This is a genomic window from Calditerrivibrio sp. (genome assembly GCF_049968475.1).
In the GTDB taxonomy this organism is placed as follows: Bacteria; Chrysiogenota; Deferribacteres; order Deferribacterales; family Calditerrivibrionaceae; genus Calditerrivibrio; species Calditerrivibrio nitroreducens_A.
In genome coordinates this window covers 123,072-146,822 of record NZ_JBMFQS010000004.1, presented here as the reverse complement: position 1 = coordinate 146,822, position 23,751 = coordinate 123,072, and the positions used below count along the sequence as shown (strand labels likewise).

Below are 23,751 nucleotides of genomic sequence, written 5' to 3'. Positions count from 1 at the left end.
CTGATGGCGGAACTTTTGTGTTCCAACTCTCTGAAATCGATCGATATTACAAACTCAAATGGGTTGCTGAAAAAAGAGCTGGAGCTTATGGGAAGCCTTTTGATAAAAATAGCCTATGAAACGAGAATCCCAGCTGGCAATGCCCTTTCAGTTGATAGAAAGCTATTTGCAGAAAAAGTCACAAATATCTTAGAAAACCATCCCAACATTACAATAATTCGCGAAGAGATAACAGAGATCCCCGATTCCAGGCCATTGATAATAGCTACGGGTCCACTTACCAGTGGAAATTTTGCCAGAAATTTAATAAATATGACAAAAGATCATCTATTCTTTTATGACGCCATTTCACCGATAGTGGATGCCGATACAATTAACTATGAAAAGGTATTCTTCAAAAGCAGATATGACAAAGGGGATGCAGACTATCTAAACTGCCCGATGACCAAAGAGGAGTATGAAAAATTCTACTTTGAACTTATAAACGCAGAAAAGGTTGAACTGAGATCGTTTGAAAAGGCTAAATATTATGAAAATTGTATACCCATCGAAGAGCTTGCCTCAAGGGGATTTAAAACGCTTATATTTGGCCCCATGCGTCCTGTGGGGCTTGAAAACCCCATCACAAAAGATAAATATTACGCTGTAGTGCAGCTGAGGAAGGAAAATAAAGAGGGGACTGCTTACAATATCGTAGGTTTCCAAACAAAAATGAAGATAAAGGAGCAAAAGAGAGTTTTTAGGCTTATCCCCGGGCTTGAAAACGCAGAATTTTTAAGATATGGTTCAATCCATAGAAATACATACATTAATGCACCGAATATACTCGAAGATAACTACAAAATAAGAGGTGAAGAAATATATTTTGCAGGGCAGATATCCGGCGTGGAGGGTTATGTCGAATCGATTGCCAGTGGATTGACGGTGGCTTTTGATGTATACCATAGATACCTACATAAATCTCCACTAAAATTACCTGAAGATACGGCGCTTTTTTCTTTGCAAAATTACGTATCACGCTTAGAATCTAAGAATTTCTCCCCTTCAAACTTCCATTTTGGAATGCTTTCTAACATTGAGGGTATTAAGGACAAAAATTTAAAAAAGCAGATACAGGCAGAAAGAGCACTGAAAAAGATAGAGGATTTCCTAAGAGTTCTAAAGATATGAATTTGATAGAAGCTGTGGATAGCTTTGGTAATTTTCTTAAAATAGAAAAAAATGCCAGTGACCATACCATAAGGTCATACATGAACGATCTGGTGGAGCTAATCAATTTCATAAATGATGAATCAATAGATATCAAAGATATAGATTTTTTTGTACTACGAGGCTACATAACAACGCTGTACGATAGAAACCTCAGCAAAAGCTCCATAGAGAGAAAGATATCCACGATAAAATCTTTTTTTAAATTTCTTACCCAAAAAGGTTACTTAGAAGAAAGTCATGCCAGAATGCTGAAATTCCCTAAAAAAGAGAAAAAACTCTTCAAAGTGTTTAATATAGATGATCTCTTCACATTGCTGGAGCTTCCGGATAAGAATACCCCACAGGGGATAAGGGATGCCCTGTTAATGGAGCTAATGTATGGTACTGGGGTAAGGGTTTCTGAGCTCGTCGGAATAAAGATAGATGATATCGATTTCCAGGGGTTAAGGCTTAGGGTTAGGGGTAAGGGGAAAAAAGAAAGGATGATACCTCTTGCAGAATTTCATATCGATTTTATAAAACAATACCTTGCCACAAGGGATGATATCCCAAAAAGCCATATTATCAAAACGGATAAACTTTTTATAAACAAAAGTGGTACTGCCCTTTCCGATAGAAGTGTAAGAAGAATAGTGGAGAAATATCTCAAAATGGCAGGGCTCCCCCTCGATTTTTCCCCCCACTCCTTCAGGCATTCCTTTGCCACACATATGTTGGAAAGCGGAGCAGATCTAAGGACGATACAATCATTGTTGGGTCACTCCTCCCTTTCCACAACCCAGAAATACACACACCTTAATCTTTCAGACATTTTGAAAATCTACGATGAAGCACACCCTTTTGCTAAAAAGAGATGATTACTCCGCCGCTTTAAAGTTGTAAACCGGGGTAAGTCTTTCCACTATTTCTACTGTCTCACCGATACTTTTAATAATTTCATCCGGAGATTTGTATGCCTGAGGTGCCTCATCAATGGTCCACTTATTAATGGTGGTACTAAATACCCCCCTCATCGTCTCTTTGAACTGCTCCAGTGTTATAACCTCTTTTGCTTTGTTTCTTGACATAATCCTACCCGCTCCATGTGGGGCCGAAAAATTCCAGTTTGGATTCCCCTTTCCTATGCATATCAGGGAACCATCTTTCATATTAAGCGGTATCAAAATCCTTTCCCCCTTTTTTGCAGACACTGCACCTTTTCTCAAAATACTATTATCGATATCGATGTAATTGTGAATTGTATGGAAAGAATCAAGAAATTCCAGCTTCATTTTGTCAATAATTATCTCCGCCATAGATTCCCTGTTTATCTTTGCATAATTTTGCATAATTTTCATATCATGCAGATAATTCTCCATCTCCTCACCTTCCAGGTATTCCAGACCATTTGTAATCTTTATCCCCTTCTTCTGACATATATTTTTTGCAAGATTCTGATAGTATTCCGCCACCTGCTTACCAAGGTGCCTGCTTCCAGAATGAATTATTAGATAATACCCCTCCCCTTTTGCCACTTCGATGAAGTGATTACCCCCACCAAGAGTACCAATACTAAGATATCCCCTTTGAATATCCAATTCTTTTTTCGACTTTAGTCTATCTATTTCAATCTCCTCGACTCTTTTATAAATTTTGCTTCTCACAGATTTACCACTGGGGATAAAGTTTTTGATAACTTCGTCTAGTATCTCTGGATCTTTAAAATCCCTTAACCTAACCACATACATTCCACAACCTATATCAACACCCACCAGGTTAGGTACAATCTTGTCCTTTATCGTCATGGTTGTACCAATAACACAGCCGACACCGGCATGACAGTCCGGCATTATTCGGATTTTTGAATTTTTGGCAATAACACTATTACAGAGATTCTTCACCTGAGATATTGTTGTTTCATCAACATTATCAGTAAAAATTTCAGCTTCTCCAAAGTCACCTTTAATTCTCAACATATAAACTCCATTTTAATTTGCTTTTTTCATATCGTATTATATAATTTATTATCTTATAATAAAACCTGTAGGGGGTAAATATGTTTAAAAAAATTTTTTACATTTTCTCAGTGGTCATAATCTTTTCAGCCAATATTCTTGCTGCTCCAAAAGACTTCAAGGAGGGGCTCTGGGAAGTCACTATGAAAATGAGTGGCATGGGTGGATTCAGCCTACCTGAAACAAAATATACCATCTGTATGAAAAAAGACAATTATGTGCCATCCGAACCGACGGACAAAAACAACCAACAAAATTGCAAGTCATACGACATAAAAGTAAAAGGGAATACTGTTTACTGGAAAATCGAATGTAAATCTGACGGAGTAGTTACAAAGGGAGCTGGTGAGATGACGTATAAAGGTAACAGCTTCGATGGTAAAACAGTGATAGAGCAGCCAGAGATTAAAATTATCCAAACCTTAAAAGGGAAGTGGATAGCTGAATGTAAGGGAAAATAGGTAGTCATCTATCATAGATCCCTCTGTACTGTTTATTTTACAACATTTTGTATAATATTTTTTCGTCTGCGGTGACTTAAAGTTTTAGTTTTTAAGTGTATAAAAAACTATTGATGAAAATGCAAAAAAGGTGGTTATGATATACAGATAGTGTAAAACAGCCCCTAAAAAAGGCCAGAAATAAGATAGCATATACATCACGACGGTAAGATATTCCATAAACATCGTAATCTTACCTATAAATAAAGTTTCGACAATGAGTCTCTTTCTAAAAAGATATAAAACAACTATACCCACCAAAAGATAAAGCTCTTTTATGAGTATCACCACAGCAAAATAGAAAGGGATACTGTATTTTACCTGAAACAACCCCGCCACAAAAATAGTTGTCATTATAACAAGTTTATCCGCTAAAGGGTCTATGAATTTACCCAATTTAGTAATCTGATTAAATTTTCTGGCGATAAAACCATCAACAAAATCTGAAACAGCCATAAATAAAAACAAGATAGATGCAGTTGCCATTTCACCAATAAAGATATAATATCCAAAAAAAGGGATAGTCGCTATTCTTCCTATCGTAATCATATTGGGTATGGTAAAATAATCTTTGACTAAACTCATATAAATATTATACTATAAGATTATGTTTTTGCCAATAAATCAAGAAGATTTGAAAAAATTAGATATCAACCAATTAGATATAATTTTAGTCACAGGGGATTGCTATATAGACTCTCCCTACTGTGGAGTAGCCCTATTAGGAAAGTATTTATACAAAAATGGATTTACCGTGGGCATCGTATCTCAACCCAGATTAGATACAGACGAAGATATAATGAAGCTCGGCACACCCAGATTATTCTGGGGGGTGACAGCCGGATCGGTGGACTCGATGGTGGCAAATTATACACCCCTTCGTAAAAAGAGAAAAGAAGATGATTTTACCCCCGGAGGGATAAACAATAAAAGACCTGATAGAGCAACAATTTCCTACGTAAATCTGATAAAAAGATACGATCACTTCAAAAAACCTATTATTATAGGTGGTATTGAAGCAAGCTTACGAAGGGTGGCACACTACGATTACTGGGACGATAAAATAAGAAAATCGATCCTTTTCGATTCAAAAGCAGATATTCTTGTATACGGCATGGGAGAGATTACACTTTTGGAACTCACAAAAAGATTTGCAAACAACCAGGATTTCAGAGACATAAGAGGTTTATGTTATATCGATAAAAGACCAAAAGAAGATTACATACTTTTACCATCTTTTGAGGAAGTCTCATCAGACAAAGATAAGTTCATAGATATGTTTAACCTATTTTATGAAAATAACGACCCTATCACCGCAAAAGGATTGTGTCAGAAACATCTTGATAGATTCTTAATTCACAATCCCCCCCAGAGGGTTCTTACACAGAAAGAGCTTGACGAAATTTATGAAATTGAATTCGAACATGATATACACCCAGAACTAAAAAAATTGGGGAAAGTAAAAGCATTGGACACTATAAAATTTTCAATTACCATCAACCGAGGTTGCTATGGTGAATGCAACTTCTGTGCAATAACCGTTCATCAGGGGGCTACAGTAGTTAGTCGAAGTAAAAAATCTATCATAAATGAGATGAAAAAGATCTCAAAACTAAAAAATTTTGATGGTATCATAAGGGATATAGGTGGTCCCACAGCTAACATGTATGAAATTGAATGTACAAAAAAGCTGAAATCTGGTAAGTGCAAAGACAAAAGATGCCTTTTCCCAAATCCCTGCAAATCTCTTAAAATTGATCACTCACCCCTCATAGACCTTCTGGAAGAGATAAGAAGGATACCATCCATTAAGAAATCTTTTGTAGCCTCAGGGATCAGGTATGATATGGTATTAAACGATAGTAAAAATGGTGGAAGATATCTGGAAGAATTGATCCTTCATCACACATCCGGCCAACTTAAAATTGCACCGGAACACATCGATGCCAACCTGCTGAGGCTCATGGGGAAACCACCCCTGTCAGATCTAAAGAGATTTATAGAAGATTTCTACAAGGTATGCAGAAAAAACCGTATTAAATATTTTCTAACCTATTACTTCATAGCTGCTCACCCCGGGTGTGGGATAAAAGAGATGGAAAAACTAAAAAATTACATATCTGAAAATATAAGAATTAAACCTGAGCAGGTGCAGATCTTCACCCCACTCCCTTCCACATATTCATCCGTTGTTTATTGGACAGAAAAAGACCCCTTCACCAGAGAAAAGATATTTGTGGAAAAAGATTTAAAAAAGAAAAAGCTACAAAAAGAGATCATTACCGTTTAACCTTCTTATTTGTCAGCAAAATCCCCGAAAAGACAAGAAATATCCCCACAATATGGAAAAGGTAGAGCTTTTCCCCCAAAAATATGATGGCAAGAATAGTACCAAAAACAGGCATAAGATGTATAAAAGGGCCAGCTCTATTGGCTCCCACATCCCTTACCGCTCTATTCCAGAAAATAAAAGCTATCACAGATGCAAAAATAGCCACATAACCTATACTTACAAACGTTTTACTGTTTAACTCAAATCCCCCCTTAATATTGTATTCAAAAATATAAAAAGGAAGCATATAAAAAAGCCCTAAAATAATTATACCCTGAAGAAACGATAGGGGATGTATCTCTTTCGGCAAACTTTTCAAAAGTACAGTGTACAATGCCCATGTAAGAGCTGCTATGAAAACTAATAGATCACCCGGATTAAATCTAAAATTTAAAAGTCCATCCACGCTACCTTTGACCATTATTACCACGATCCCAATAGTAGAGATTATGATTCCTGATATCTGATTTATTATCGGTTTTTCTCTGTAGATCATAAGAGATACAAAAAGTATCAGAATAGGGACAAATGAATTTACAAGGACTGCATTGATGGCGGTGGTATAATGAACTGCGGTATAAATCAATGTATTAAAGCAGGTAACTCCTAAAAAAGCTAACAGATTAAAATATAAAAACCTCTTTTTAATTATCCCCAGATCCCTCCAGAGATATTTTGCGGAAAAAGGTAGTAAAATTAACCCAGCGATGAGCCATCGCCAGAACCCGAGAGCAACAGGGGGGACCAATTCGTTGATCCCCCTACTCAAAACAAAGTTCCCAGACCAAAAAAGTGCAGCACCCACCAGTAATAGATACGACATCAAACAAGACCTAATGCTTCTCTTATTGCATTTTCGATCATTTCTCTACTGGGCACCCCCGATGCCCCATATCGCCTTCAGGTTATTCCAAACCACTCTTGATTCCTCATCTTGGGATCGATATCAACACCATTTATTTGAACGGTGGGACTTCCAAAAAGCTTCCATTGCTTCGCCTGTTCGCTGTTTTCCACTAAAATTGTGTTAATCTTTGCCTCAATACCAAGATCATTCACCACTTCATTGATGAGCTTTAATGTTTCTGGTGTGGAGCTACATCCTTCAAGATAAATCAGATCAATATTAACCAATTTTTACACCTTTATGATCTTATTGTTTTTATCCACGTGAACCACAACCGGTTTATAGTTTTTCAGATCTTCTTCGCTATAGATTCCGTAAGAAACTATGATGACGAGATCCCCTTTCTGCACCAATCTGGCAGCTGCTCCATTCAGACATATCTCTCCACTTCCCCTTTTACCCACTATAGTGTAAGTTGAAAACCTTGCACCGTTTGTAATATTATAGATATCCACCTTTTCGTAAGGCAATATTCCGGAAGCATCGAGTAGATCTTCATCTATCGTGATGCTCCCCTCATAATTTAAATCTGCATCTGTGACTGTGGCTCTGTGAATCTTTGCTTTAAACATGGTCCTGAGCATATCACACCTCAAATATTTTATTATCTATCAATCTAGTCTTGTTTATAAATACAGCCAATGCCAGCAAAAAATTACCAGTTATATCCTCCACGTAATCTAAATTATCTGGATCCATAATCTCCACATAATCTATCTTTGTGTAAGGGTGTCCTAAAATAAAATCCGAAACTTTATCTTTAATAGTTTTACTATTCCTCACCCCATTTTTAAGCAGTTCTTCCACCAGCGCAAATGACCTGTTTAAAGAAAGGGCAGACTCCCTCTCCTCTTTTGACAGGTAGACATTTCTTGAACTCATGGCAAGACCATCTTCTTCCCGTACTATAGGCATCGGAACGATATCAACGTCCATGTTAAGATCTTCCACCATCTTTTTTATAACAAGAACCTGTTGATAATCTTTTAATCCAAAGTATGCCCTATCAGGTTTTACGATGTTGAAGAGTTTGCATACAATAGTTGCAACACCTCTAAAATGGCCTGGTCTTTTGATACCACACAGCCTATCTGTAATCTTTTCCACATTAACATACGTCATATAGTTATCGGGGTAAATCTCCTTCAGATCGGGGTAAAATATAACATCCACCGATTCATTCCGAAGAAGATTTTCATCCCTATCAAAATCCCTGGGATATCTATCCAGATCCTCATTAGGACCAAACTGTGTAGGGTTTACAAAAATACTTACAACGGTGATATCGTTATCTTTTTTTGATCGCCTCACAAGGCTGAGATGGCCATCGTGGAGATACCCCATAGTGGGGACAAAGCCAATACGATACCCCTTTTTACTTTTTTCAGCTATATAATCCTTCATCTTCTTGATTTCTCTAATTATTTCCATATATCACTCCAGAAAAGCATGTTTTTCTTCGGGAAATTTAGATTCTTTCGTCTCAATTACGTACTCATTAACAGCACTTAAAAATATCTCCCTACCATTACAATACCGCTTGGCAAATTTTGGTGTAAGATCATCGTATAGCCCCAAAAGATCGTGGAACACAAGTATCTGTCCATCACAGTATCTACCGGCACCTATACCAATGGTGGGAATACTTAGCTTTTCTGTAATCTTTTTAGCCACACCTTCCACCACACCTTCCAATACGATGGAGAATGCACCAGCCTTTTCCAGCGCCAGAGCATCTTCCATAAGTTTATCCTGATTGGTTCTACCCTGTATCTTATATCCACCCATTGTATTTACCATCTGAGGCATCAACCCTATATGTCCCATTACATTTACCCCTGCATGCACCAGCCGCTCCACTAAAGGTACAATCTCAGATCCACCCTCTAATTTCACCGATTCAAAACCTGTCTCTTTTATAACACGTATACAATTTTTTACCCCATCCTCTATTGAAACCTGAAAATATCCAAAAGGGATATCTGCCACCAGGAACCCCCTTTTAACAGCTTTTTTCACATATTGGCAATGTAGAATTATCTGATCCAGTGTAACAGAAAGGGTATTGTCATAACCTGCCACTACCATCCCCAGTGAATCACCCACGAGGATTATATCCACCCCTGCCTCATCAACAATCTTAGCAGAAGTATAGTCATATGCAGTAAGAGATACTATTTTCTCTTTGTGCTTCATATTCTTTATCTGATTTACGGTGACCTTTTTAATATCCTTAAACTTACTCATCATTCACCTCGTAAGTTAAAACAAAAAAGCCTTCCGGCTAACCGAAAGGCTTCATATTTCACCCGTATCAATTCCGTTAGCCGTCTCAGTCCCGGAGGGATCCAAGCAACTCTTGTAATATATACTAGTTTTTTATATTTTCAAGTCTAAAAGCTTGGTGGTGTTCCCACCCAGAAGGCTTTAGCCTTTTTATCAGTCTTATTTTTTATCTTGTGGGGAAGATTTGAGCTGAAGTAAATCGATTCACCCTGCTGTAATACATACTCATCATTCCCTATCACAACTGTGATCGTCCCTTCTAAAACATATCCAAACTCCTCACCAGTATGATGATAAAAGTCAGATCCGGTCTCCGAATGAGGGTCAAATTCCAGAATAAGAGGCTCTATCTTCCTATTGGCATATTTCGAAGCCATGAATATTATATCGATATTTTTGTTTTTCAATACCCTGTAATCCTCTTTTTCAAATTTGAATACGATATTTCTCTCATCTTCAAAAAGTTCACTAATAGATATACCAATGGCATAGCATATCTTCTTCAGAGAGGCAATTGATGGTGAATTCTTACCATTTTCAATCTGACTTATGAAACTCTTGGTAAAACCTGTCTTTAATGAGACATCTTCAAGGGTCATCCCCAACCTTTTCCTTATATCTCTTATCTTCTCACCGTATCCCATTTTTACTCCTTGATTTTCGTCTATTTTTATACTATATAATTCAAATATGAACTTAAGTCAAGTGGTAAAGTTAATTAACAAAAGATTTTTTCTCGTTATATTTACGTCACTTATACTGCTAATAATCTCCCTCTATTTAATTTTAAATCAATTAATATTCTGGGGAATTTTCATCAATATATTAACTTTTTCCATCATATTAGCCATCACTTATTTATCAAAAAGAGATTACGAAGCAACTAAAAATGAGTTTGTGGAAATGGAAAACAATTTTAATATGCTTAGAAACAAATTAGAAGAGCAGATTCTTGAGGTTAACACATCCAACAATGAGTTAAAAACCCTCAATATCGAACTCATAAAAGCAAAAAATAAACTTGAAGAGCTTTCAAATTACAGAGGTAGATTTATAGCAAATATGTCCCACGAACTAAGAACACCACTTAATGCCATAATAGGATTTTCACACATCCTCCTCATGCAGCCGGACTTTGGGATATCTGAAGAGGAGAAAAATAATCTAATAAAAACGATTCATAATTCAGGGAAAAAACTGTTAAACATCATAAACAATATATTAGATTTAAGCGATCTAAAGCAGGATATAATGGAGCCAAACCCAAAATATATCGACATAGCCCCCTCCCTTGAAGCCCTCTCTTCCACAGCCAAAGGGCTTTTAAAAGATAACCGATCCATTTTGCTAAATATCAAACTTAAGAATATATACCCCAATGTATATGCTGATGAAAAAGCTCTTAACAAAGTGTTAACACATATACTTGAAAATGCTGTAAAATACACGAAAAAAGGTGAGATAAGTATTTACACAGAAGAGGATGAAGAAAGGCTTTACATAGTAGTATCTGACACAGGAATTGGTATGACGGAGGATGAATTAAAAAGGGTATTTGAACCCTTTACAAAAATGCTCATGAACGACCAGCCCATCTCCCTTTCGGAAGGTGTTGGTATCGGAATGCCCATTTCCAAATACCTGATGGAAAAGATGTCTGGTGATCTACTTGTGGAATCAAAGAAAGATTATGGCACCATAGTAAAAATGGTTTTAAAAAAGGAACCTATCGATGAATAACGTAAGAAAAAGAATATCAAAAACACCGGAAATTGGTGAAAGGGTTTTTATAGCATCAAATGCAATAGTATTTGGAGATATCACCCTTTGTAATGACGTAAGCATATGGTACAACGTAGTAATTAGAGCAGATGTCGAAAGAGTTGAAATTGGTGAATGCTCCAATGTACAGGATGGGACAGTGATACATGTTACCAAAGATAAACATCCCACCATAATCGGTAAAAATGTAACCATAGGTCATAATGCAACATTGCATGGTTGTAAAATCAAAGATAACGTTTTAGTGGGTATTGGTGCAATTGTACTTGATAATACAGTAATATCTGAAAATACCATCATAGCAGCCGGCACCCTTGTACCTCCAAATAAAACATTTCCCCCAAACTCCCTAATCATGGGTAGCCCCGGCAAAGTAGTAAAAACACTCACCGACGAAGAGATAAAAAGCATCACCGACTATGCGGATCGATACGTTAAATATAAAGATATATATATTGAATTAAACAATAACGGTCATAAACTTTAAATCTCTTTTCAAAAACAAAAAAGGGCGGTAAAACCGCCCAAACTTACTTATTATCTATTACTCATAATGACTTACCAAGATTGTAAAAAGCCTTGAGTCCTGGATAATAAGCCTGATCCAGAAGCTCATCTTCGATTCTCAAAAGCTGGTTGTATTTACAAACCCTATCGGTTCTACAAAGGGATCCTGTCTTAATCTGACCTGCATTTGTGGCAACTGCAAGATCTGCTATTGTGGTATCCTCTGTCTCACCGGATCTATGGGATATTACGCAGGTATACCCTGCCCTTTTTGCCATCTCAATTGCCGCTAAGGTTTCTGTGAGTGTACCTATCTGATTCAGCTTTATCAAGATGGAGTTTGCCACACCCTTTTTTATCCCCTCAGCTAAAATTTCTGTATTTGTAACAAATATGTCGTCCCCCACAAGCTGAACTTTTTTACCAAGCTGATCCGTCAATTTTTTCCAGCCATCCCAATCATTTTCAGCAAGCCCATCCTCAATGGATATGATAGGATATTTAGCTAAAAGATAAGAATAGTACTCTACCATCTCATCTGAACTTTTCTCAGGTTTGGCCTCCGCAGCCATATTATATTTACCTTTGCTGTAAAATTCACTGGATGCTGCATCAAGAGCAAGATATATATCTTTGCCAGGCTTGTACCCAGCCTTCTCGATGGACTTTAAAATCACCTCTATCGCTTCTTCATTCGATTTTAAGTTTGGAGCAAAACCACCCTCATCACCAACGGAAGTACTGTACCCTTTGTCGTGAAGCACCTTCTTCAACGTATGAAAAACCTCAACACCCATTCTCAATGCCTCCCGAAACGTATCAGCCCCAGCAGGCATAATCATAAACTCCTGAATATCCACATTGTTGTCCGCATGCTTACCACCATTTAGGATATTCATCATAGGCACAGGCAAAGTATGCGCAAAAGCCCCACCAATATATTTGTATAGTGGTAAACCTAAAGAGATTGCTGCAGCTCTGGCACATGCGAGGGAAACGGCAAGAATGGCATTCGCCCCCAACTTCTCTTTATTTTTAGTACCATCAAGGTCGATCATTATCTCATCGATCAATTTTTGTTCTGTGACATCGATCCCCTCAAGCTCAGGAGCTATAATCTCATTTACATTCTGAACAGCTTTTAATACACCTTTCCCCATATACCTCTTTTTATCCCCATCCCTGAGCTCTATTGCTTCCCTTTCTCCAGTGGAAGCCCCAGATGGAACGGCGGCGGTACCAACAACCCCTTCAGATGTAATCACCTCAACTTCAACAGTAGGATTACCCCTTGAATCAAGAATTTCCCTTGCATAAATATCAACAATATCAGTCATATAACACCTCACAAATTAATAATCTATTTTATTATATTGAAAATATGTGAAAAAAACAATATAAAACTGTAAAATTTTCACAAGGAGACATATGTACGACATCCCAAATTTAGTATTTGCCGATAAAAATGGAACCGTTTACGACCACCCGCTTTTAAAATCGGTATTCCGTACTGCAAACTATGACATAGTTCCCTATGAATTGGAAATGATCCCCCTCCCTTCCGATAGCATTTTAAAAATGATACCCGATGCCCTCCCCTTTTCCTATGACCAGATGCAGGCAAAGATTGTGGAGTTTTCCAGCGGTTTTCCCGTTTATACCGAGCTATCACCCGGATATTTAAGAATTCTTTACCCTTCTTATAAATCAAACAATTTAGAAAATGATAATTTTACATCATCACACCTTGCCCCTGTGGGATGGATGAATGAACAATTTGTGGTACCTGCTATCCTTATTGAAAACAAGCAGAAGATAAAACAGGATCTCTTTAAAAAACTAAAAAATATCATACAGGAAGATGACAAACTATCATTTTTAAATAAAAAAACAAAGCTCGATTTTCTTTCAAATTGTGAGATTATAATCAAAAATAGCAACGAATTAAAACAGCTGAACAAACTTATCCCTCTACTGACACAAAGTAATCAGGATATTGTAATCACTATAAAATTTGACCCTGACAGAAAAACATACGAAGTTATTAAAAACTTGCGAAACGAGAAGATAACGATAAACCTAAACATAAACGCTTTTTCAATTGAGAGATTAAACTCTATATTTGATGAATTAATAGACTCATTAAGTTTTGATGTGGAGTCGTTTAATCCAGATTTTCTTAAAAAAAGATCGGTAAACTTTGATAACCTCACCAGATGCTTTGAGTTTGCCGAAAAGCAGGGAGTGTTTATTTCAATAAATCTTCTAACTCTACCAGGATTTACAGATTCCACAGCCGAAATAGAAAAAACTATCGAATTTTTAAATACATTCAAAATTGAATACCTAAAATTGAGAGACTTAAAAACAGTTCCCCATAAGTTTTTTAAAGAAAATAAGATAGAATCCACAGAAATATTAGGATTGAAAAATATGCTAAAATATATTAAAAAGAGATGCAAGAGGGTAAAAATGGGGTATTTCAGCAGAGCAAAGCAGAATTTCCATTTACCCACGGCATTTAAAGTTAAATAACTTAAAAGGGGGCAACATGAAAAAGATTTTAGGATCCATAGCTTTTTTTCTCGTCACATCGATATTTTCTTATTCTTATGCCAAAGATATCCAATTCTCCTCAGATTACACCAATCAGATGTTTAAAGATCTCGCCAGAGATTTCGGGGTAGCCCTTGCTTTTAATCCTATGGCACCTGCAGAACCACTTGGGATTACCGGATTTGACATAAGTGTAGAAACCACTTTTACAGAAGTTGACCAGAATAAAGATTACTGGAAAAAGATTTTTAAAGATCAGGATGCATGGCCAATTATACCCGTTCCAAGGCTTCATGCCATGAAAGGTTTACCTATGAATATTGATGTCGGTGCGATGTATTCAAAAGTTCCTGGATCGGATATTCAGCTATGGGGGGTTGAATTGAAATATGCAATTTTAAGTGGGACACCTATCACACCAGCTGTTGCCATAAGAGGTGCTTTTTCTAAACTTGAAGGTTTGGATGAACTCGATATAAATACACAGCAGATAGACTTATCGATAAGCAAAGGGATTTTATTCCTTACACCATACGCAGGGGTGACTGCACTCAGAGTCAATGCATCCGAAAGCTCAAAATATGTTGATTTAGATGATGTTCATGAAATGATATACAGAGCTTTTGCGGGTATCTCCGTTACCCCATTTCCATTTTTAAACTTCACAGTGGAAGGGAGTGCAGGTCAGGTTAAACAGCTCGGAATAAAACTTGGTATAAGGTGGTGATCAATGGAAAAAAGCTCCTACGATTATTTAGTTTTGGGCTCTGGAGTTGCTGGCCTTAGGGCTGCCCTTGAACTTTCAAGGCACGGTAGTGTGGCAATAATAACCAAATCGATTTTAGGTGAAGGAAGTACGGAATACGCCCAGGGTGGCGTGGCGGTGGTATTATCTGATGATGACGATATATTCCTTCACTACGAAGATACTATCAATGCTGGTGATGGCTTATGCGACAAAAACGCTGTGCTAACATTGGTGGAAGAAGGGCCCAAATATATAAGAGAGCTAATATCGTATGGAGCTAAATTCGACATGCATGGTGAACATTTCGACTTCACCAGAGAAGCCGCCCACAGTGTAAATAGGATTATTCACGCAAGGGGTGATGCCACCGGCCATGAGATAGTAAGGACTCTAAAAGAGGCTGTCAGTAAAGTTACAAACATAGACAAACTTGACAATCATTTCGTCGTAGACCTTATAACAAAGGATAATAAGGTCTACGGCGTACTTGTCATCAATGAGATAAATAATAAACCGGAAATTTATTACTCCAAAGCTGTAATACTGGCCACCGGTGGAGCAGGTAGAATTTTTAAAAGGACTACTAATCCTGAGGTTGCCACAGGAGACGGAATGGCAATAGCTTTTAGGGCCAATGCAGTATTAAAAGACATGGAATTTTATCAATTCCACCCAACCGCATTGCACCTTGAAAATGCTCCTGCATTTCTCCTCAGTGAATCGATGCGCGGTGAAGGTGGTATATTAAGAAATATAAAAGGTGAAAGATTCTGTCAAAACTACCATCCCAAGGCGGAATTAGCCCCTAGAGATATAGTGAGTAGAAGCATCTTTTTTGAAATGTTGAAAACTGAGTCTGATTATGTTTTAATGGACCTGACCCACCTGGACAGTGATTTTGTTAAAAATAGATTTCCCAAGATATACTCCACATGTCTTTCTTATGGCATAGATATCACAAAAGAATTAGTTCCGGTCAGTCCGGCAGCCCATTATTACATGGGTGGAGTTGCAACTGATTTATGGGGAAGGACAAACATAGAAAATCTATACGCTTGTGGAGAAGTTGCCTGCACCGGAGTACACGGAGCAAATCGACTGGCGAGCAATTCTCTTCTTGAAGGAGTTGTTTTTGGTGGAAGAAGTGCCAAAGCCGCAATAATCGACACAAAAAACAGCAATATCTATGAAATAGATTTCCCAATAGATAACCATATCGACCTGAAAGATGTTGATAAACTATACGATGATATTCAGGAAATAATGTGGAAAAATGCAAGTATAATAAGAAACGAAAAAACTCTCAAAATAACGATAGATTTTGCAAAAGAACTATTAGATAATCTGAATGGAAAAATCCCGGTATCAAGAAAGTGTGGTGAATTAAAAAATATTGCAACCGTATCCCTTCTGTTGAGCCTTGCAGCTCTTGAAAGAAAGGGATGCAAAGGTGCCCATTACAGGGATGATTATCCCCAAAAAATAGAGGAAAGCTGGCACATTATATTCAAAGATGGGAAATTTAGTCCCCTTATTGGGTAATAAAAAGCTTTTTGCCACAGCTGACGGTTCTATATCTTTCTACAACCTCAGTTATGAAGAAGCATACCATGCCAAATCGATAGGTGCTTACACAGAAAGTCTTTACAAATATGTGATGGCATCAAACATAGTTAATATATTAAGAGAAAAACCTATAAAACTTCTGGATATAGGGTTCGGTTTGGGCTACAATCTTGCGGTAACCATTGAGAAAACAAAAGATTTAAAGAATAAACTGTCCATTACATCCCTTGAAAAAGATCCGGAAATCATCGAAATCGTAAAAAATACCATATTTCTCTGGCCTGTATATGGTTATAAGGTACTTAGAATTTTACTCGAAAATGGCAGTTTTGAAAACTATGATTTTAAATTAAAGATAGGTGACGCAAGAAACTATATATTAAATTGTAAAGATACTTTTGATGTAATTTTCTTCGACCCTTTCAGCAAGAGAAACAACGGTGAAATGTGGGATGAAGATATAATTTCAAAAATGTATCATATATTAAATGATGGAGGTGTCATTGCCACATACGCCTGTAGCAAAAGGATAAGAAAAGATTTTTCAAAAGCAGGATTTAATTTTAAAGAGATTCCAAACCTACCAGATGGATTTCAGAGTGGTACAATTTTTTACAAATAAAGCTATATTTTTACAATTTTTTTATTGACATACAGGAATATTTATAATATAAGACTTCTCCATTCGGGGCGTAGCGCAGTTTGGTAGCGCATCGGTCTTGGGAACCGAGGGTCGGAGGTTCAAGTCCTCTCGCCCCGACCATTAAATCTCCAATAGTTCAATCCGAAGAAAATTCATCTATCCTTGTATAATAAATTCATAAAAAGCTGCTTACCCAATTATTACGAAACAGCGTTTGTAAAAAAAATGTAGATTTATGTTCAAATAAATGTTAAAAATATTTTAAAAAATTGTTGGAGGTTTTATGTTTGGTCTTATACCCAAGGAAGAAAAATTTTTTATACTCTTTCAGGAAATGACTAAATTGCTCATCGAAGGGGCAACACTTCTTAAAGAACTTACAGATAATTTCGATAAGATCGAATTATACCAAAAAAAGATCAAAGATATTGAGCATGAAGGGGATAAAAAAACCCACGAAATAATCCAAAAATTAAATAAAACATTCATCACCCCCATAGATAGGGAAGATATATATGACCTTGCAGCAGCCCTCGACGATATCCTGGATCTGATTGATGCATCAGCCCAAAGGATGGTTCTTTACAAAATTCAAACCATCACATCAGAATGCAAATCTTTTGCTTTTATAATACTCAAATGTTGCCAGGCTCTCGAGAAAGCAGTGAGAAAGATGGACAAAAAACATGAAGAAGTCAACGAATCGTTTGTTGAAATAAATGAACTGGAAAATGAAGCAGACAGAGTTTTAAGAGAATCCTTAGGTAAGCTTTTCAGCGATGAAAAAGATCCCATAAGACTGATTAAGTGGAAGGAAATCTACGAAACATTAGAAAAAGTAACAGACAAATGTGAAGATGCGGCAAATATAATAGAAACAGTGGTGGTAAAACATGCTTGATACATCATTTATTATTCTTATACTCGTATTCGTAACAGCTTTAACTTTTGATTACATAAATGGTTTTCATGATACAGCAAATGCCATAGCTACTTGTGTATCCACAAGGGCTTTATCTGTAAAGGCTGCAATCGTAATGGCTGCAGGACTTAATTTTTTAGGGGCCATGATTTCCACAAAGGTAGCCACCACTATAGGTAAAGGGATCGTCGATGCAAGTATAATAACCCAGACAGTTATCTTTGCCGGTTTATTAGGAGCAATTACGTGGAATTTGATCACCTGGTACTACGGAATACCATCATCCTCTTCACATGCTTTAATAGGTGGTATAGTGGGTTCCGTGGTGGCACATGCAGGATTTCAATCCCTCCAATGGGCAGGATTAAAAAAAATAATTCTTTCATTGATCATTTCACCTATTTTTGGAACTTTTTTTGGTTTTATCTTTATGGTTATTATCTTTTGGTTATTCAGAAATAAAAACCCCCACACTCTAAATCGAAATTTTAGATATCTTCAGGTGTTTTCCGCCGCCTTTATGGCTTTTTCTCATGGTACAGCAGATGCCCAGAAGACCATGGGTATCATGACAATGGCCCTCATAAGCTACGGCACATTACAGTCTTTTGTGGTACCCACCTGGGTAAAAGCTTCAGCAGCCATAGCAATGGCTCTGGGTACAGCAGCAGGTGGCTGGAGAATCATCAAAACACTTGGGAAAGATTTCGTAAAACTTCAACCAGTACACGGCTTTGCAGCAGAAACATCATCAGCAGCTGTAATATTGGGAGCAGCCTCAATAGGTATGCCGGTAAGTACCACCCATGTAATCACCTCATCCATACTTGGCGTAGGTCTTTCTAAAAGGATTACAGCAGTAAATTGGACTGTTGCAAGAAGAATAGTCATGGCATGGGTGATCACCATACCAGCAGCAGCAATCGTTAGCTCCACAATATATACATTGATTACTCAATTTCTACCTGCATAAAAAAAGCTGGGGTAAACCCAGCTTTCTATAGCTCCAACACTTTTGCGTCAATCATTCCATCTATTTTTAAAATCTCTTTTAAAATTTCACTACCTATTGGATTATCCACAGAAACAAATGCTATAGCCTGCCCCTGTTTTTGTCTGGATAGCTCAAATCCAGCAATATTAATGTTGTGATTACCTAGAATAGTGCCAACTTTTCCTATTACACCCGGTCTATCGTAATTGTTAAAGTATAGAAAAATCCCTTTCGGAACCACATCAAAGTAAAAATTATCTATGAAAATAACCCTACCTATATTATCATTGAATACCGTACCACCAAACACTTTTTCTTCAACATCGGTTTTGATCTTTAAAACCACCAGATCATTAAACTTATCATAAACGTCCAATTTTTGCTCTAAAACCTCTATATTTCTATCCTTTGCAAGATAGGAAGCACTGATATAAGATACCGTCTCCTTGAGACTTACTTCCAGAAGCCCTTTTATTCCTGCAATGGTAAAAGGCTGATAGCTGAAAGGTGTATCAAATGTCCTCTCACAGATATCCTCTTCAAAGCGTTTTCCCACAAGAGTGACGTTGAAAGCCTCCACCCTACCCTTTATAATCTGAGCCGCAAGTTTGGCCATCTGCTCGGTAAGCTCAAAATATCTCTGTAATTCTTCACTAAGCTGTGACTTCATAAATGGAATATTCACAGCATTTATATAAGATTTCCCATAAAGGGCATTTAAAACATTCTCCGCAATAATTACGGCCACACCTTTCTGACCTTCATGGGTATTAGCCCCAATATGGGGGGTCACGAATACATTATCCAACGTCAAAAGCTTGTTATTTACTGGTGGCTCCTCTTCAAAAACATCCACCCCGGCAGCAAACACCTTACCGGATTTCACAGCCTCGTACAGATCATTTTCATTTACAATCCCACCCCTTGCACAGTTTATAATAATAACCCCATCTTTCATTTTTTCAATATGTTCTTTTCTTATCATATTGTGGGTTTCTTTGGTAAGAGGAGTATGAAAAGTAATTACATCGACCTCTTTTATGAGTTGATCCAGATTATCATATAATTTAACTCCAAGAGATTCAGCTTTGGATTTCTTTATGTAGGGATCATAAGCTATCACCTTCATCCCAAAGCTTTTTGCTCTTATGGCCACGTTGCTACCTATCCTACCAAGCCCCACAATACCTAAAACTTTATTATAAAGCTGAATACCCATAAACCTTTTCCTATCCCACTCCCCGGCCTTCAAAGATTGATTGGCAAGGGGAACTTTTCTGGCAGCAGAAAGCATCATAGCCATGGTAAGCTCGGTGGCTGCGAGGGTATTACCTGTAGGGGCATTCATTACGATGATCCCTTTTCTACTTGCCGCCTCAATATCAACGTTATCCAACCCCACACCTGCCCTACCAATAATTTTTAGTCTACCTGGATTTTCTATTAAATCGGCGGTGACGGTGGTACCGCTTCGGGTGATTACAGCATCATACTCCCCTATAATTGGCTTTAGTTCATTATTTTTTATACCTGGTTTTACAGTTACCTCTACATTTGGGTCTGCCTTGAGTATAGCCAAACCTTCTTCCGCTATATGATCTGTGATTAAAATCTTAAATTTAGACATATCTACTCCTAAAATACTTTTTGCATTTTTTAAAACAATTCTCCTTATAATGCAAGAAAAAAGTTAACCGAAAACTAATTTTTATATTTATTCTTTATGATGTTAGAAATCCTAAAAAGAGCATCATTTATGATTTTGTCAGGTTTGGAGATCAATTTATCCGCTTTTTTGTAATACTCCTGTGCCAGCAATGGATCCCCGAAAGCTTCGCTACAAACTCCGAGGTTATACGTAAGTGAAACTGATTCTTTATCCGTTTCATACGCCTCTTTCCAGAGCTCACAAGCTCTATCTAATCTATTACTTTTGGCAAATTCGAGACCAGAATAAAATTTTTCCCTCGACTTACTATTTTTTATATTATCATCATCCTCTTTTAATACTATAGATAGGTCAACCTTATACGGTAAAATATCCATCTTTATGTTATTTAATATCCTATTTTGAACCACATATTCCAACTCTGAGCTTGACTTTACAGCATAACCACTATCAGAACACGCCGCAGACTTTTCGGAGTCGGAATAGTCAGAGGAATAAATTATACTTCCCGTTTCCACACTTATAATTTTTGAGGAAACAGACATATTAGCAGTCCTTTCGACACAATTCACATAATAGGGATCCCACCTGATACAAACAGGTATAGTTATTGGCCCATAGGGGCCTTTTATATAATTATTTTGATATTGACCACACCTTACCCTTTTTTCCTGATATGGATTGTCCTGCACAGAAAAACTATTTACTGACCCTACCATAATCGCTCTTGCGCCAAGAAGCTTACCTATCTCCACAGCAGTGTTCTGATCCACAAGGTAACTTGTGGAAAATTTCATCTCATCGACTATCCTTGCAACCTCCGCCCTTTCAACAAGGCTATAATATGGATTTCCGGAAGAATCTTTTTGTGCTATGATCATAGCCTCCACTTTTGACGCAAATTCCCTCCCAAACCGGCCAGAATAAGGTAAAACAGCCAATCTTCTATAACTCATAACCTCGGGATTTCTTGGATTCAAAGCTACAGCCACATTGATCTTCGTGGGACCTGCACAGCCATAGATAATTATAAAGATTAAAATAAGAGTTGATATTTTCATTATTTAAGTATAGCATTAAAAATAAATTAGTCAATAGTTAAAGGAGATAAATGAGGCGATTAACCAAAAAAATAAAATTAAAAGATATCTATATAGGTGGCGGAAGCCCCATAACCGTTCAAAGTATGACCAATACTGACACAAGGGATCTGGAAAAAACCGTAACACAGATAAAAAGATTGGAAAAGATCGGTTGTGAGATTGTTAGAATAGCAGTGCCGGATGAAAAAGCTTTAGAAAATATCCCGGAAATCCTCAAAAACATAAAAATTCCTCTAATCGCAGATATTCACTTTGATTATAGACTTGCCTTAGGTTCGATTGAAAAAGGTGTCCACTGTGTCAGAATAAACCCAGGGAATATTGGTGGTGTAGAGAAAACAAGAGTGGTAATCCAGGCGGCAAAATTAAATGGCTGTGCCATCAGGCTTGGTATCAATGCTGGTTCTTTAGAGAAAGATATCCTGAAAAAGATGGGGGTCAATTCTGATGCCCTTGTGGAATCAACGCTGAGAAATATTAAGATATTTGAAGATGAGAATTTTGAAAATCTGAAGGTATCGTTAAAAGCAAGTAGCGTTCCTATGACCATAGAGGCTTACAGAAAAATATCAACACTTATAGATTACCCACTTCATATCGGGGTCACCGAGGCAGGCACGAAATTCTCAGGCACCATCAGGTCAGCCGTTGGCATCGGAACACTTCTGGCGGAAGGGATTGGAGATACGTTAAGAGTGTCCCTCACCGCAGATCCGGAAGAGGAGGTAAAAGTTGGCTGGGAGATTTTAAGATCTTTAGGGCTTAGAAAAAGGGGAGTGGAAATCATTTCATGCCCCACCTGTGGAAGGACGGAGATCGATCTTATAAGACTTGCGGAAAAAGTTGAAACGATACTACAACCGATAGATCACTCCATCACCGTAGCTGTAATGGGCTGCCCTGTAAATGGCCCCGGTGAAGCCAGAGAGGCGGATTACGGCATAGCAGGTGGTAAGAATTTAGGAATAATCTTCAAAAAAGGTGAAGTGATAAAAAAGGTAAGAGAAGAAGATCTGCTGGATGAATTTATAAAAATCATAAAATTTGATCTAAAGATAGATTAAATGAAAGAATCCACCAAAGGTTTTTTATCCGGATTAGCCGCCTACTCCCTCTGGGGGATTTTTCCGATTTACTGGAAATTTCTAAAAGAGGTGAATCCCTTTGAAATAGTTTTCCATCGTATTATCTGGTCATTTCTATTTCTGAATATTATCCTCTTACTTCAGAGGCAATTAAGAGAAACCCTTTCATATTTAAAAGATAAAAAGATATTAAAATACTTCCTGCTCAGTTCATTGATGATTGGATCCAACTGGTTTTTATATATATGGGCGGTGAATACGGGTAAAATCTTAGAGACAAGTCTAGGATACTACATGGCACCAATATTCAACGTACTTTTAGGTAGAATAGTACTAAAAGAAAAGATGACCAAAGGTAGAGCCATCTCCTTCACCATTGTGGTTATTGCATTGTTAAATATGATACTAGGTTTAAATCATCTGCCGTGGGTATCTGTAATACTTGCAATCACGTTTAGCTACTATGGATTTTTAAGGAAAAATGGAAAGCTCGGTTCCATTCAGGGGCTTTTTGTGGAAACATTAGTAATGGGTATCCCTTCCTTTCTATTAATAATTTACCTCTCATTTATACATAAAAGTTCATTTTTAACAATAAACTATAAAATCGACACCCTCCTTATTCTTTCTGGTCCTGCCACTGCAATACCGCTACTCACCTTTGCCTATGCTGCCAGAAGGCTTCAATTCATCACCCTGGGTATAATGCAATACATCGCCCCCACGATCGCTTTTTTCATCGGTGCTTTTCTCTACAAAGAGCCTTTAAATCTTAAGTATTTGATAACATTTATATTAATCTGGATAGCCCTGATTATTTACATTTTAGACTCATATATCATTATATATAGATATAAAAAAAATTGAGTTTATTTTAAAAAAATACTTGACATAATCAGACTCAAGTATATTTTATTATTCAGATACAAAAAACAAGAAAAGGAG

General features: G+C 37.1%; 25 protein-coding genes and 1 tRNA gene. 15 read left to right on the top strand and 11 right to left on the bottom strand.

The window, feature by feature from the left end; genetic code table 11:
* Both trmFO and xerA read left to right on the top strand, forming a co-directional pair.
* Positions 1-1,170, top strand: a 1,170-nt coding sequence (gene trmFO / locus ACP5Q2_RS05515; RefSeq protein ID WP_428098026.1) for a methylenetetrahydrofolate--tRNA-(uracil(54)-C(5))-methyltransferase (FADH(2)-oxidizing) TrmFO, incomplete at its 5' end; no start/stop codon positions are given.
* Positions 1,167-2,069: a site-specific tyrosine recombinase/integron integrase gene (gene xerA, locus ACP5Q2_RS05510; RefSeq protein ID WP_428098023.1), complete on the top strand. Its 903-nt coding sequence runs from the start codon at positions 1,167-1,169 to the stop codon at positions 2,067-2,069. The genes trmFO and xerA, both read left to right, overlap by 4 nt.
* On the opposite strand, the gene ACP5Q2_RS05505 is transcribed toward xerA, so the two are convergent.
* On the bottom strand, positions 2,070-3,167 hold the full coding sequence (locus tag ACP5Q2_RS05505; protein WP_428098021.1) for an RtcB family protein: 1,098 nt from the start codon (positions 3,165-3,167) through the stop codon (positions 2,070-2,072).
* Positions 3,168-3,247: 80 nt separating this feature from the next.
* Between ACP5Q2_RS05505 and ACP5Q2_RS05500 the strand changes: the two genes are divergently transcribed.
* On the top strand, positions 3,248-3,667 hold the full coding sequence (locus ACP5Q2_RS05500) for a DUF3617 domain-containing protein (protein WP_428098018.1): 420 nt from the start codon (positions 3,248-3,250) through the stop codon (positions 3,665-3,667).
* 84 nt (positions 3,668-3,751) lie between these two features.
* Here ACP5Q2_RS05500 and ACP5Q2_RS05495 read toward each other — a convergent pair whose 3' ends face one another.
* Positions 3,752-4,291 (bottom strand): CDP-alcohol phosphatidyltransferase family protein, encoded by a 540-nt coding sequence (locus ACP5Q2_RS05495; RefSeq protein WP_424605733.1) that lies wholly within the window; start codon positions 4,289-4,291, stop codon positions 3,752-3,754.
* Positions 4,292-4,310: 19 nt separating this feature from the next.
* Between ACP5Q2_RS05495 and ACP5Q2_RS05490 the strand changes: the two genes are divergently transcribed.
* Entirely contained in the window at positions 4,311-5,996 is a 1,686-nt protein-coding gene (locus tag ACP5Q2_RS05490; protein ID WP_428098056.1) for a YgiQ family radical SAM protein, read from the top strand.
* Here the strand turns inward: ACP5Q2_RS05490 and ACP5Q2_RS05485 are convergent.
* The 6 genes from ACP5Q2_RS05485 to ACP5Q2_RS05460 all read right to left on the bottom strand — a co-directional run bounded on the left by ACP5Q2_RS05485 (position 5,986) and on the right by ACP5Q2_RS05460 (position 9,875).
* Positions 5,986-6,861: a DMT family transporter gene (locus tag ACP5Q2_RS05485; protein ID WP_424605734.1), complete on the bottom strand. Its 876-nt coding sequence runs from the start codon at positions 6,859-6,861 to the stop codon at positions 5,986-5,988. The genes ACP5Q2_RS05490 and ACP5Q2_RS05485 overlap by 11 nt on opposite strands.
* A 77-nt stretch (positions 6,862-6,938) precedes the next feature.
* Complete coding sequence (locus ACP5Q2_RS05480) at positions 6,939-7,172, bottom strand: DF family (seleno)protein (protein WP_428098014.1); 234 nt, start codon at positions 7,170-7,172, stop codon at positions 6,939-6,941.
* Between the two features lie 3 nt (positions 7,173-7,175).
* The gene (panD, locus tag ACP5Q2_RS05475; RefSeq protein ID WP_424605736.1) at positions 7,176-7,529 is read right to left on the bottom strand and encodes an aspartate 1-decarboxylase; all 354 of its coding nucleotides are present in this window, start codon (positions 7,527-7,529) and stop codon (positions 7,176-7,178) included.
* A gap of 1 nt (position 7,530) precedes the next feature.
* Positions 7,531-8,376: a pantoate--beta-alanine ligase gene (gene panC / locus ACP5Q2_RS05470; RefSeq protein ID WP_424605737.1), complete on the bottom strand. Its 846-nt coding sequence runs from the start codon at positions 8,374-8,376 to the stop codon at positions 7,531-7,533.
* Positions 8,377-8,379: 3 nt separating this feature from the next.
* Positions 8,380-9,192, bottom strand: a complete 813-nt coding sequence (gene panB, locus ACP5Q2_RS05465) for a 3-methyl-2-oxobutanoate hydroxymethyltransferase (protein WP_424605738.1) — start codon at positions 9,190-9,192, stop codon at positions 8,380-8,382.
* A 146-nt stretch (positions 9,193-9,338) separates the two neighbouring features.
* Complete coding sequence (locus ACP5Q2_RS05460) at positions 9,339-9,875, bottom strand: cupin domain-containing protein (RefSeq protein WP_428098009.1); 537 nt, start codon at positions 9,873-9,875, stop codon at positions 9,339-9,341.
* 46 nt (positions 9,876-9,921) lie between these two features.
* Between ACP5Q2_RS05460 and ACP5Q2_RS05455 the strand changes: the two genes are divergently transcribed.
* Complete coding sequence (locus ACP5Q2_RS05455) at positions 9,922-10,971, top strand: sensor histidine kinase (RefSeq protein WP_428098006.1); 1,050 nt, start codon at positions 9,922-9,924, stop codon at positions 10,969-10,971.
* Positions 10,964-11,500 (top strand): gamma carbonic anhydrase family protein, encoded by a 537-nt coding sequence (locus ACP5Q2_RS05450; RefSeq protein ID WP_424605741.1) that lies wholly within the window; start codon positions 10,964-10,966, stop codon positions 11,498-11,500. The genes ACP5Q2_RS05455 and ACP5Q2_RS05450 overlap by 8 nt, the downstream gene beginning before the upstream one ends.
* Before the next feature lie 61 nt (positions 11,501-11,561).
* On the opposite strand, the gene eno is transcribed toward ACP5Q2_RS05450, so the two are convergent.
* Positions 11,562-12,857 carry a phosphopyruvate hydratase gene (gene eno / locus ACP5Q2_RS05445; RefSeq protein ID WP_424605742.1) on the bottom strand — a complete coding sequence of 432 codons (1,296 nt, stop codon included), beginning with the start codon at positions 12,855-12,857 and terminating at the stop codon, positions 11,562-11,564.
* 91 nt (positions 12,858-12,948) lie between these two features.
* Here eno and ACP5Q2_RS05440 point away from each other — a divergent pair, with 91 nt between their 5' ends.
* From ACP5Q2_RS05440 to ACP5Q2_RS05410, 7 genes are all read left to right on the top strand, one after another.
* On the top strand, positions 12,949-14,055 hold the full coding sequence (locus tag ACP5Q2_RS05440) for a radical SAM protein (RefSeq protein WP_428098002.1): 1,107 nt from the start codon (positions 12,949-12,951) through the stop codon (positions 14,053-14,055).
* A 16-nt stretch (positions 14,056-14,071) separates the two neighbouring features.
* Positions 14,072-14,803, top strand: coding sequence for a hypothetical protein (locus ACP5Q2_RS05435; protein ID WP_424605744.1), 732 nt, complete (start codon positions 14,072-14,074; stop codon positions 14,801-14,803).
* 3 nt (positions 14,804-14,806) lie between these two features.
* Positions 14,807-16,366 (top strand): L-aspartate oxidase, encoded by a 1,560-nt coding sequence (nadB, locus tag ACP5Q2_RS05430; protein WP_428097998.1) that lies wholly within the window; start codon positions 14,807-14,809, stop codon positions 16,364-16,366.
* Positions 16,338-17,012 carry a tRNA (5-methylaminomethyl-2-thiouridine)(34)-methyltransferase MnmD gene (locus tag ACP5Q2_RS05425; RefSeq protein ID WP_424605746.1) on the top strand — a complete coding sequence of 225 codons (675 nt, stop codon included), beginning with the start codon at positions 16,338-16,340 and terminating at the stop codon, positions 17,010-17,012. The genes nadB and ACP5Q2_RS05425 overlap by 29 nt, the downstream gene beginning before the upstream one ends.
* A 64-nt stretch (positions 17,013-17,076) precedes the next feature.
* Positions 17,077-17,153 (top strand) — tRNA-Pro (locus tag ACP5Q2_RS05420).
* A 163-nt stretch (positions 17,154-17,316) separates the two neighbouring features.
* Positions 17,317-17,934 (top strand): DUF47 domain-containing protein, encoded by a 618-nt coding sequence (locus ACP5Q2_RS05415; protein WP_428097995.1) that lies wholly within the window; start codon positions 17,317-17,319, stop codon positions 17,932-17,934.
* The gene (locus ACP5Q2_RS05410; RefSeq protein WP_428097993.1) at positions 17,927-18,928 is read left to right on the top strand and encodes an anion permease; all 1,002 of its coding nucleotides are present in this window, start codon (positions 17,927-17,929) and stop codon (positions 18,926-18,928) included. Before ACP5Q2_RS05415 ends, ACP5Q2_RS05410 begins: the two co-directional genes overlap by 8 nt.
* Positions 18,929-18,953: 25 nt before the next feature.
* Here the strand turns inward: ACP5Q2_RS05410 and serA are convergent, their stop codons facing one another.
* Entirely contained in the window at positions 18,954-20,576 is a 1,623-nt protein-coding gene (gene serA, locus ACP5Q2_RS05405) for a phosphoglycerate dehydrogenase (RefSeq protein ID WP_428097990.1), read from the bottom strand.
* A 74-nt stretch (positions 20,577-20,650) separates the two neighbouring features.
* Positions 20,651-21,679, bottom strand: coding sequence for a CsgG/HfaB family protein (locus ACP5Q2_RS05400; protein WP_428097988.1), 1,029 nt, complete (start codon positions 21,677-21,679; stop codon positions 20,651-20,653).
* 50 nt (positions 21,680-21,729) lie between these two features.
* On the opposite strand from ACP5Q2_RS05400, the gene ispG reads away from it, so the two are divergent.
* Together ispG and rarD are read left to right on the top strand one after the other, a co-directional pair.
* On the top strand, positions 21,730-22,785 hold the full coding sequence (gene ispG / locus ACP5Q2_RS05395) for a flavodoxin-dependent (E)-4-hydroxy-3-methylbut-2-enyl-diphosphate synthase (protein ID WP_428097985.1): 1,056 nt from the start codon (positions 21,730-21,732) through the stop codon (positions 22,783-22,785).
* Positions 22,786-23,673, top strand: coding sequence for an EamA family transporter RarD (gene rarD, locus ACP5Q2_RS05390; protein WP_428097983.1), 888 nt, complete (start codon positions 22,786-22,788; stop codon positions 23,671-23,673). It begins immediately after the preceding gene.
* The last annotated feature ends 78 nt before the right edge of the window (positions 23,674-23,751 follow it).

Coding starts and splice junctions, on each gene's coding strand:
- xerA (WP_428098023.1), top strand. CDS start 1,167: ATGAATTTGATAGAAGCTGTGGATAGCTTTGGTAATTTTCTTAAAATA.
- ACP5Q2_RS05505 (WP_428098021.1), bottom strand. CDS start 3,167: ATGTTGAGAATTAAAGGTGACTTTGGAGAAGCTGAAATTTTTACTGAT.
- ACP5Q2_RS05500 (WP_428098018.1), top strand. CDS start 3,248: ATGTTTAAAAAAATTTTTTACATTTTCTCAGTGGTCATAATCTTTTCA.
- ACP5Q2_RS05495 (WP_424605733.1), bottom strand. CDS start 4,291: ATGAGTTTAGTCAAAGATTATTTTACCATACCCAATATGATTACGATA.
- ACP5Q2_RS05485 (WP_424605734.1), bottom strand. CDS start 6,861: ATGTCGTATCTATTACTGGTGGGTGCTGCACTTTTTTGGTCTGGGAAC.
- panD (WP_424605736.1), bottom strand. CDS start 7,529: ATGCTCAGGACCATGTTTAAAGCAAAGATTCACAGAGCCACAGTCACA.
- panC (WP_424605737.1), bottom strand. CDS start 8,376: ATGGAAATAATTAGAGAAATCAAGAAGATGAAGGATTATATAGCTGAA.
- panB (WP_424605738.1), bottom strand. CDS start 9,192: ATGAGTAAGTTTAAGGATATTAAAAAGGTCACCGTAAATCAGATAAAG.
- ACP5Q2_RS05460 (WP_428098009.1), bottom strand. CDS start 9,875: ATGGGATACGGTGAGAAGATAAGAGATATAAGGAAAAGGTTGGGGATG.
- ACP5Q2_RS05455 (WP_428098006.1), top strand. CDS start 9,922: ATGAACTTAAGTCAAGTGGTAAAGTTAATTAACAAAAGATTTTTTCTC.
- ACP5Q2_RS05450 (WP_424605741.1), top strand. CDS start 10,964: ATGAATAACGTAAGAAAAAGAATATCAAAAACACCGGAAATTGGTGAA.
- eno (WP_424605742.1), bottom strand. CDS start 12,857: ATGACTGATATTGTTGATATTTATGCAAGGGAAATTCTTGATTCAAGG.
- ACP5Q2_RS05440 (WP_428098002.1), top strand. CDS start 12,949: ATGTACGACATCCCAAATTTAGTATTTGCCGATAAAAATGGAACCGTT.
- ACP5Q2_RS05435 (WP_424605744.1), top strand. CDS start 14,072: ATGAAAAAGATTTTAGGATCCATAGCTTTTTTTCTCGTCACATCGATA.
- nadB (WP_428097998.1), top strand. CDS start 14,807: ATGGAAAAAAGCTCCTACGATTATTTAGTTTTGGGCTCTGGAGTTGCT.
- ACP5Q2_RS05425 (WP_424605746.1), top strand. CDS start 16,338: ATGGGAAATTTAGTCCCCTTATTGGGTAATAAAAAGCTTTTTGCCACA.
- ACP5Q2_RS05415 (WP_428097995.1), top strand. CDS start 17,317: ATGTTTGGTCTTATACCCAAGGAAGAAAAATTTTTTATACTCTTTCAG.
- ACP5Q2_RS05410 (WP_428097993.1), top strand. CDS start 17,927: ATGCTTGATACATCATTTATTATTCTTATACTCGTATTCGTAACAGCT.
- serA (WP_428097990.1), bottom strand. CDS start 20,576: ATGTCTAAATTTAAGATTTTAATCACAGATCATATAGCGGAAGAAGGT.
- ACP5Q2_RS05400 (WP_428097988.1), bottom strand. CDS start 21,679: ATGAAAATATCAACTCTTATTTTAATCTTTATAATTATCTATGGCTGT.
- ispG (WP_428097985.1), top strand. CDS start 21,730: ATGAGGCGATTAACCAAAAAAATAAAATTAAAAGATATCTATATAGGT.
- rarD (WP_428097983.1), top strand. CDS start 22,786: ATGAAAGAATCCACCAAAGGTTTTTTATCCGGATTAGCCGCCTACTCC.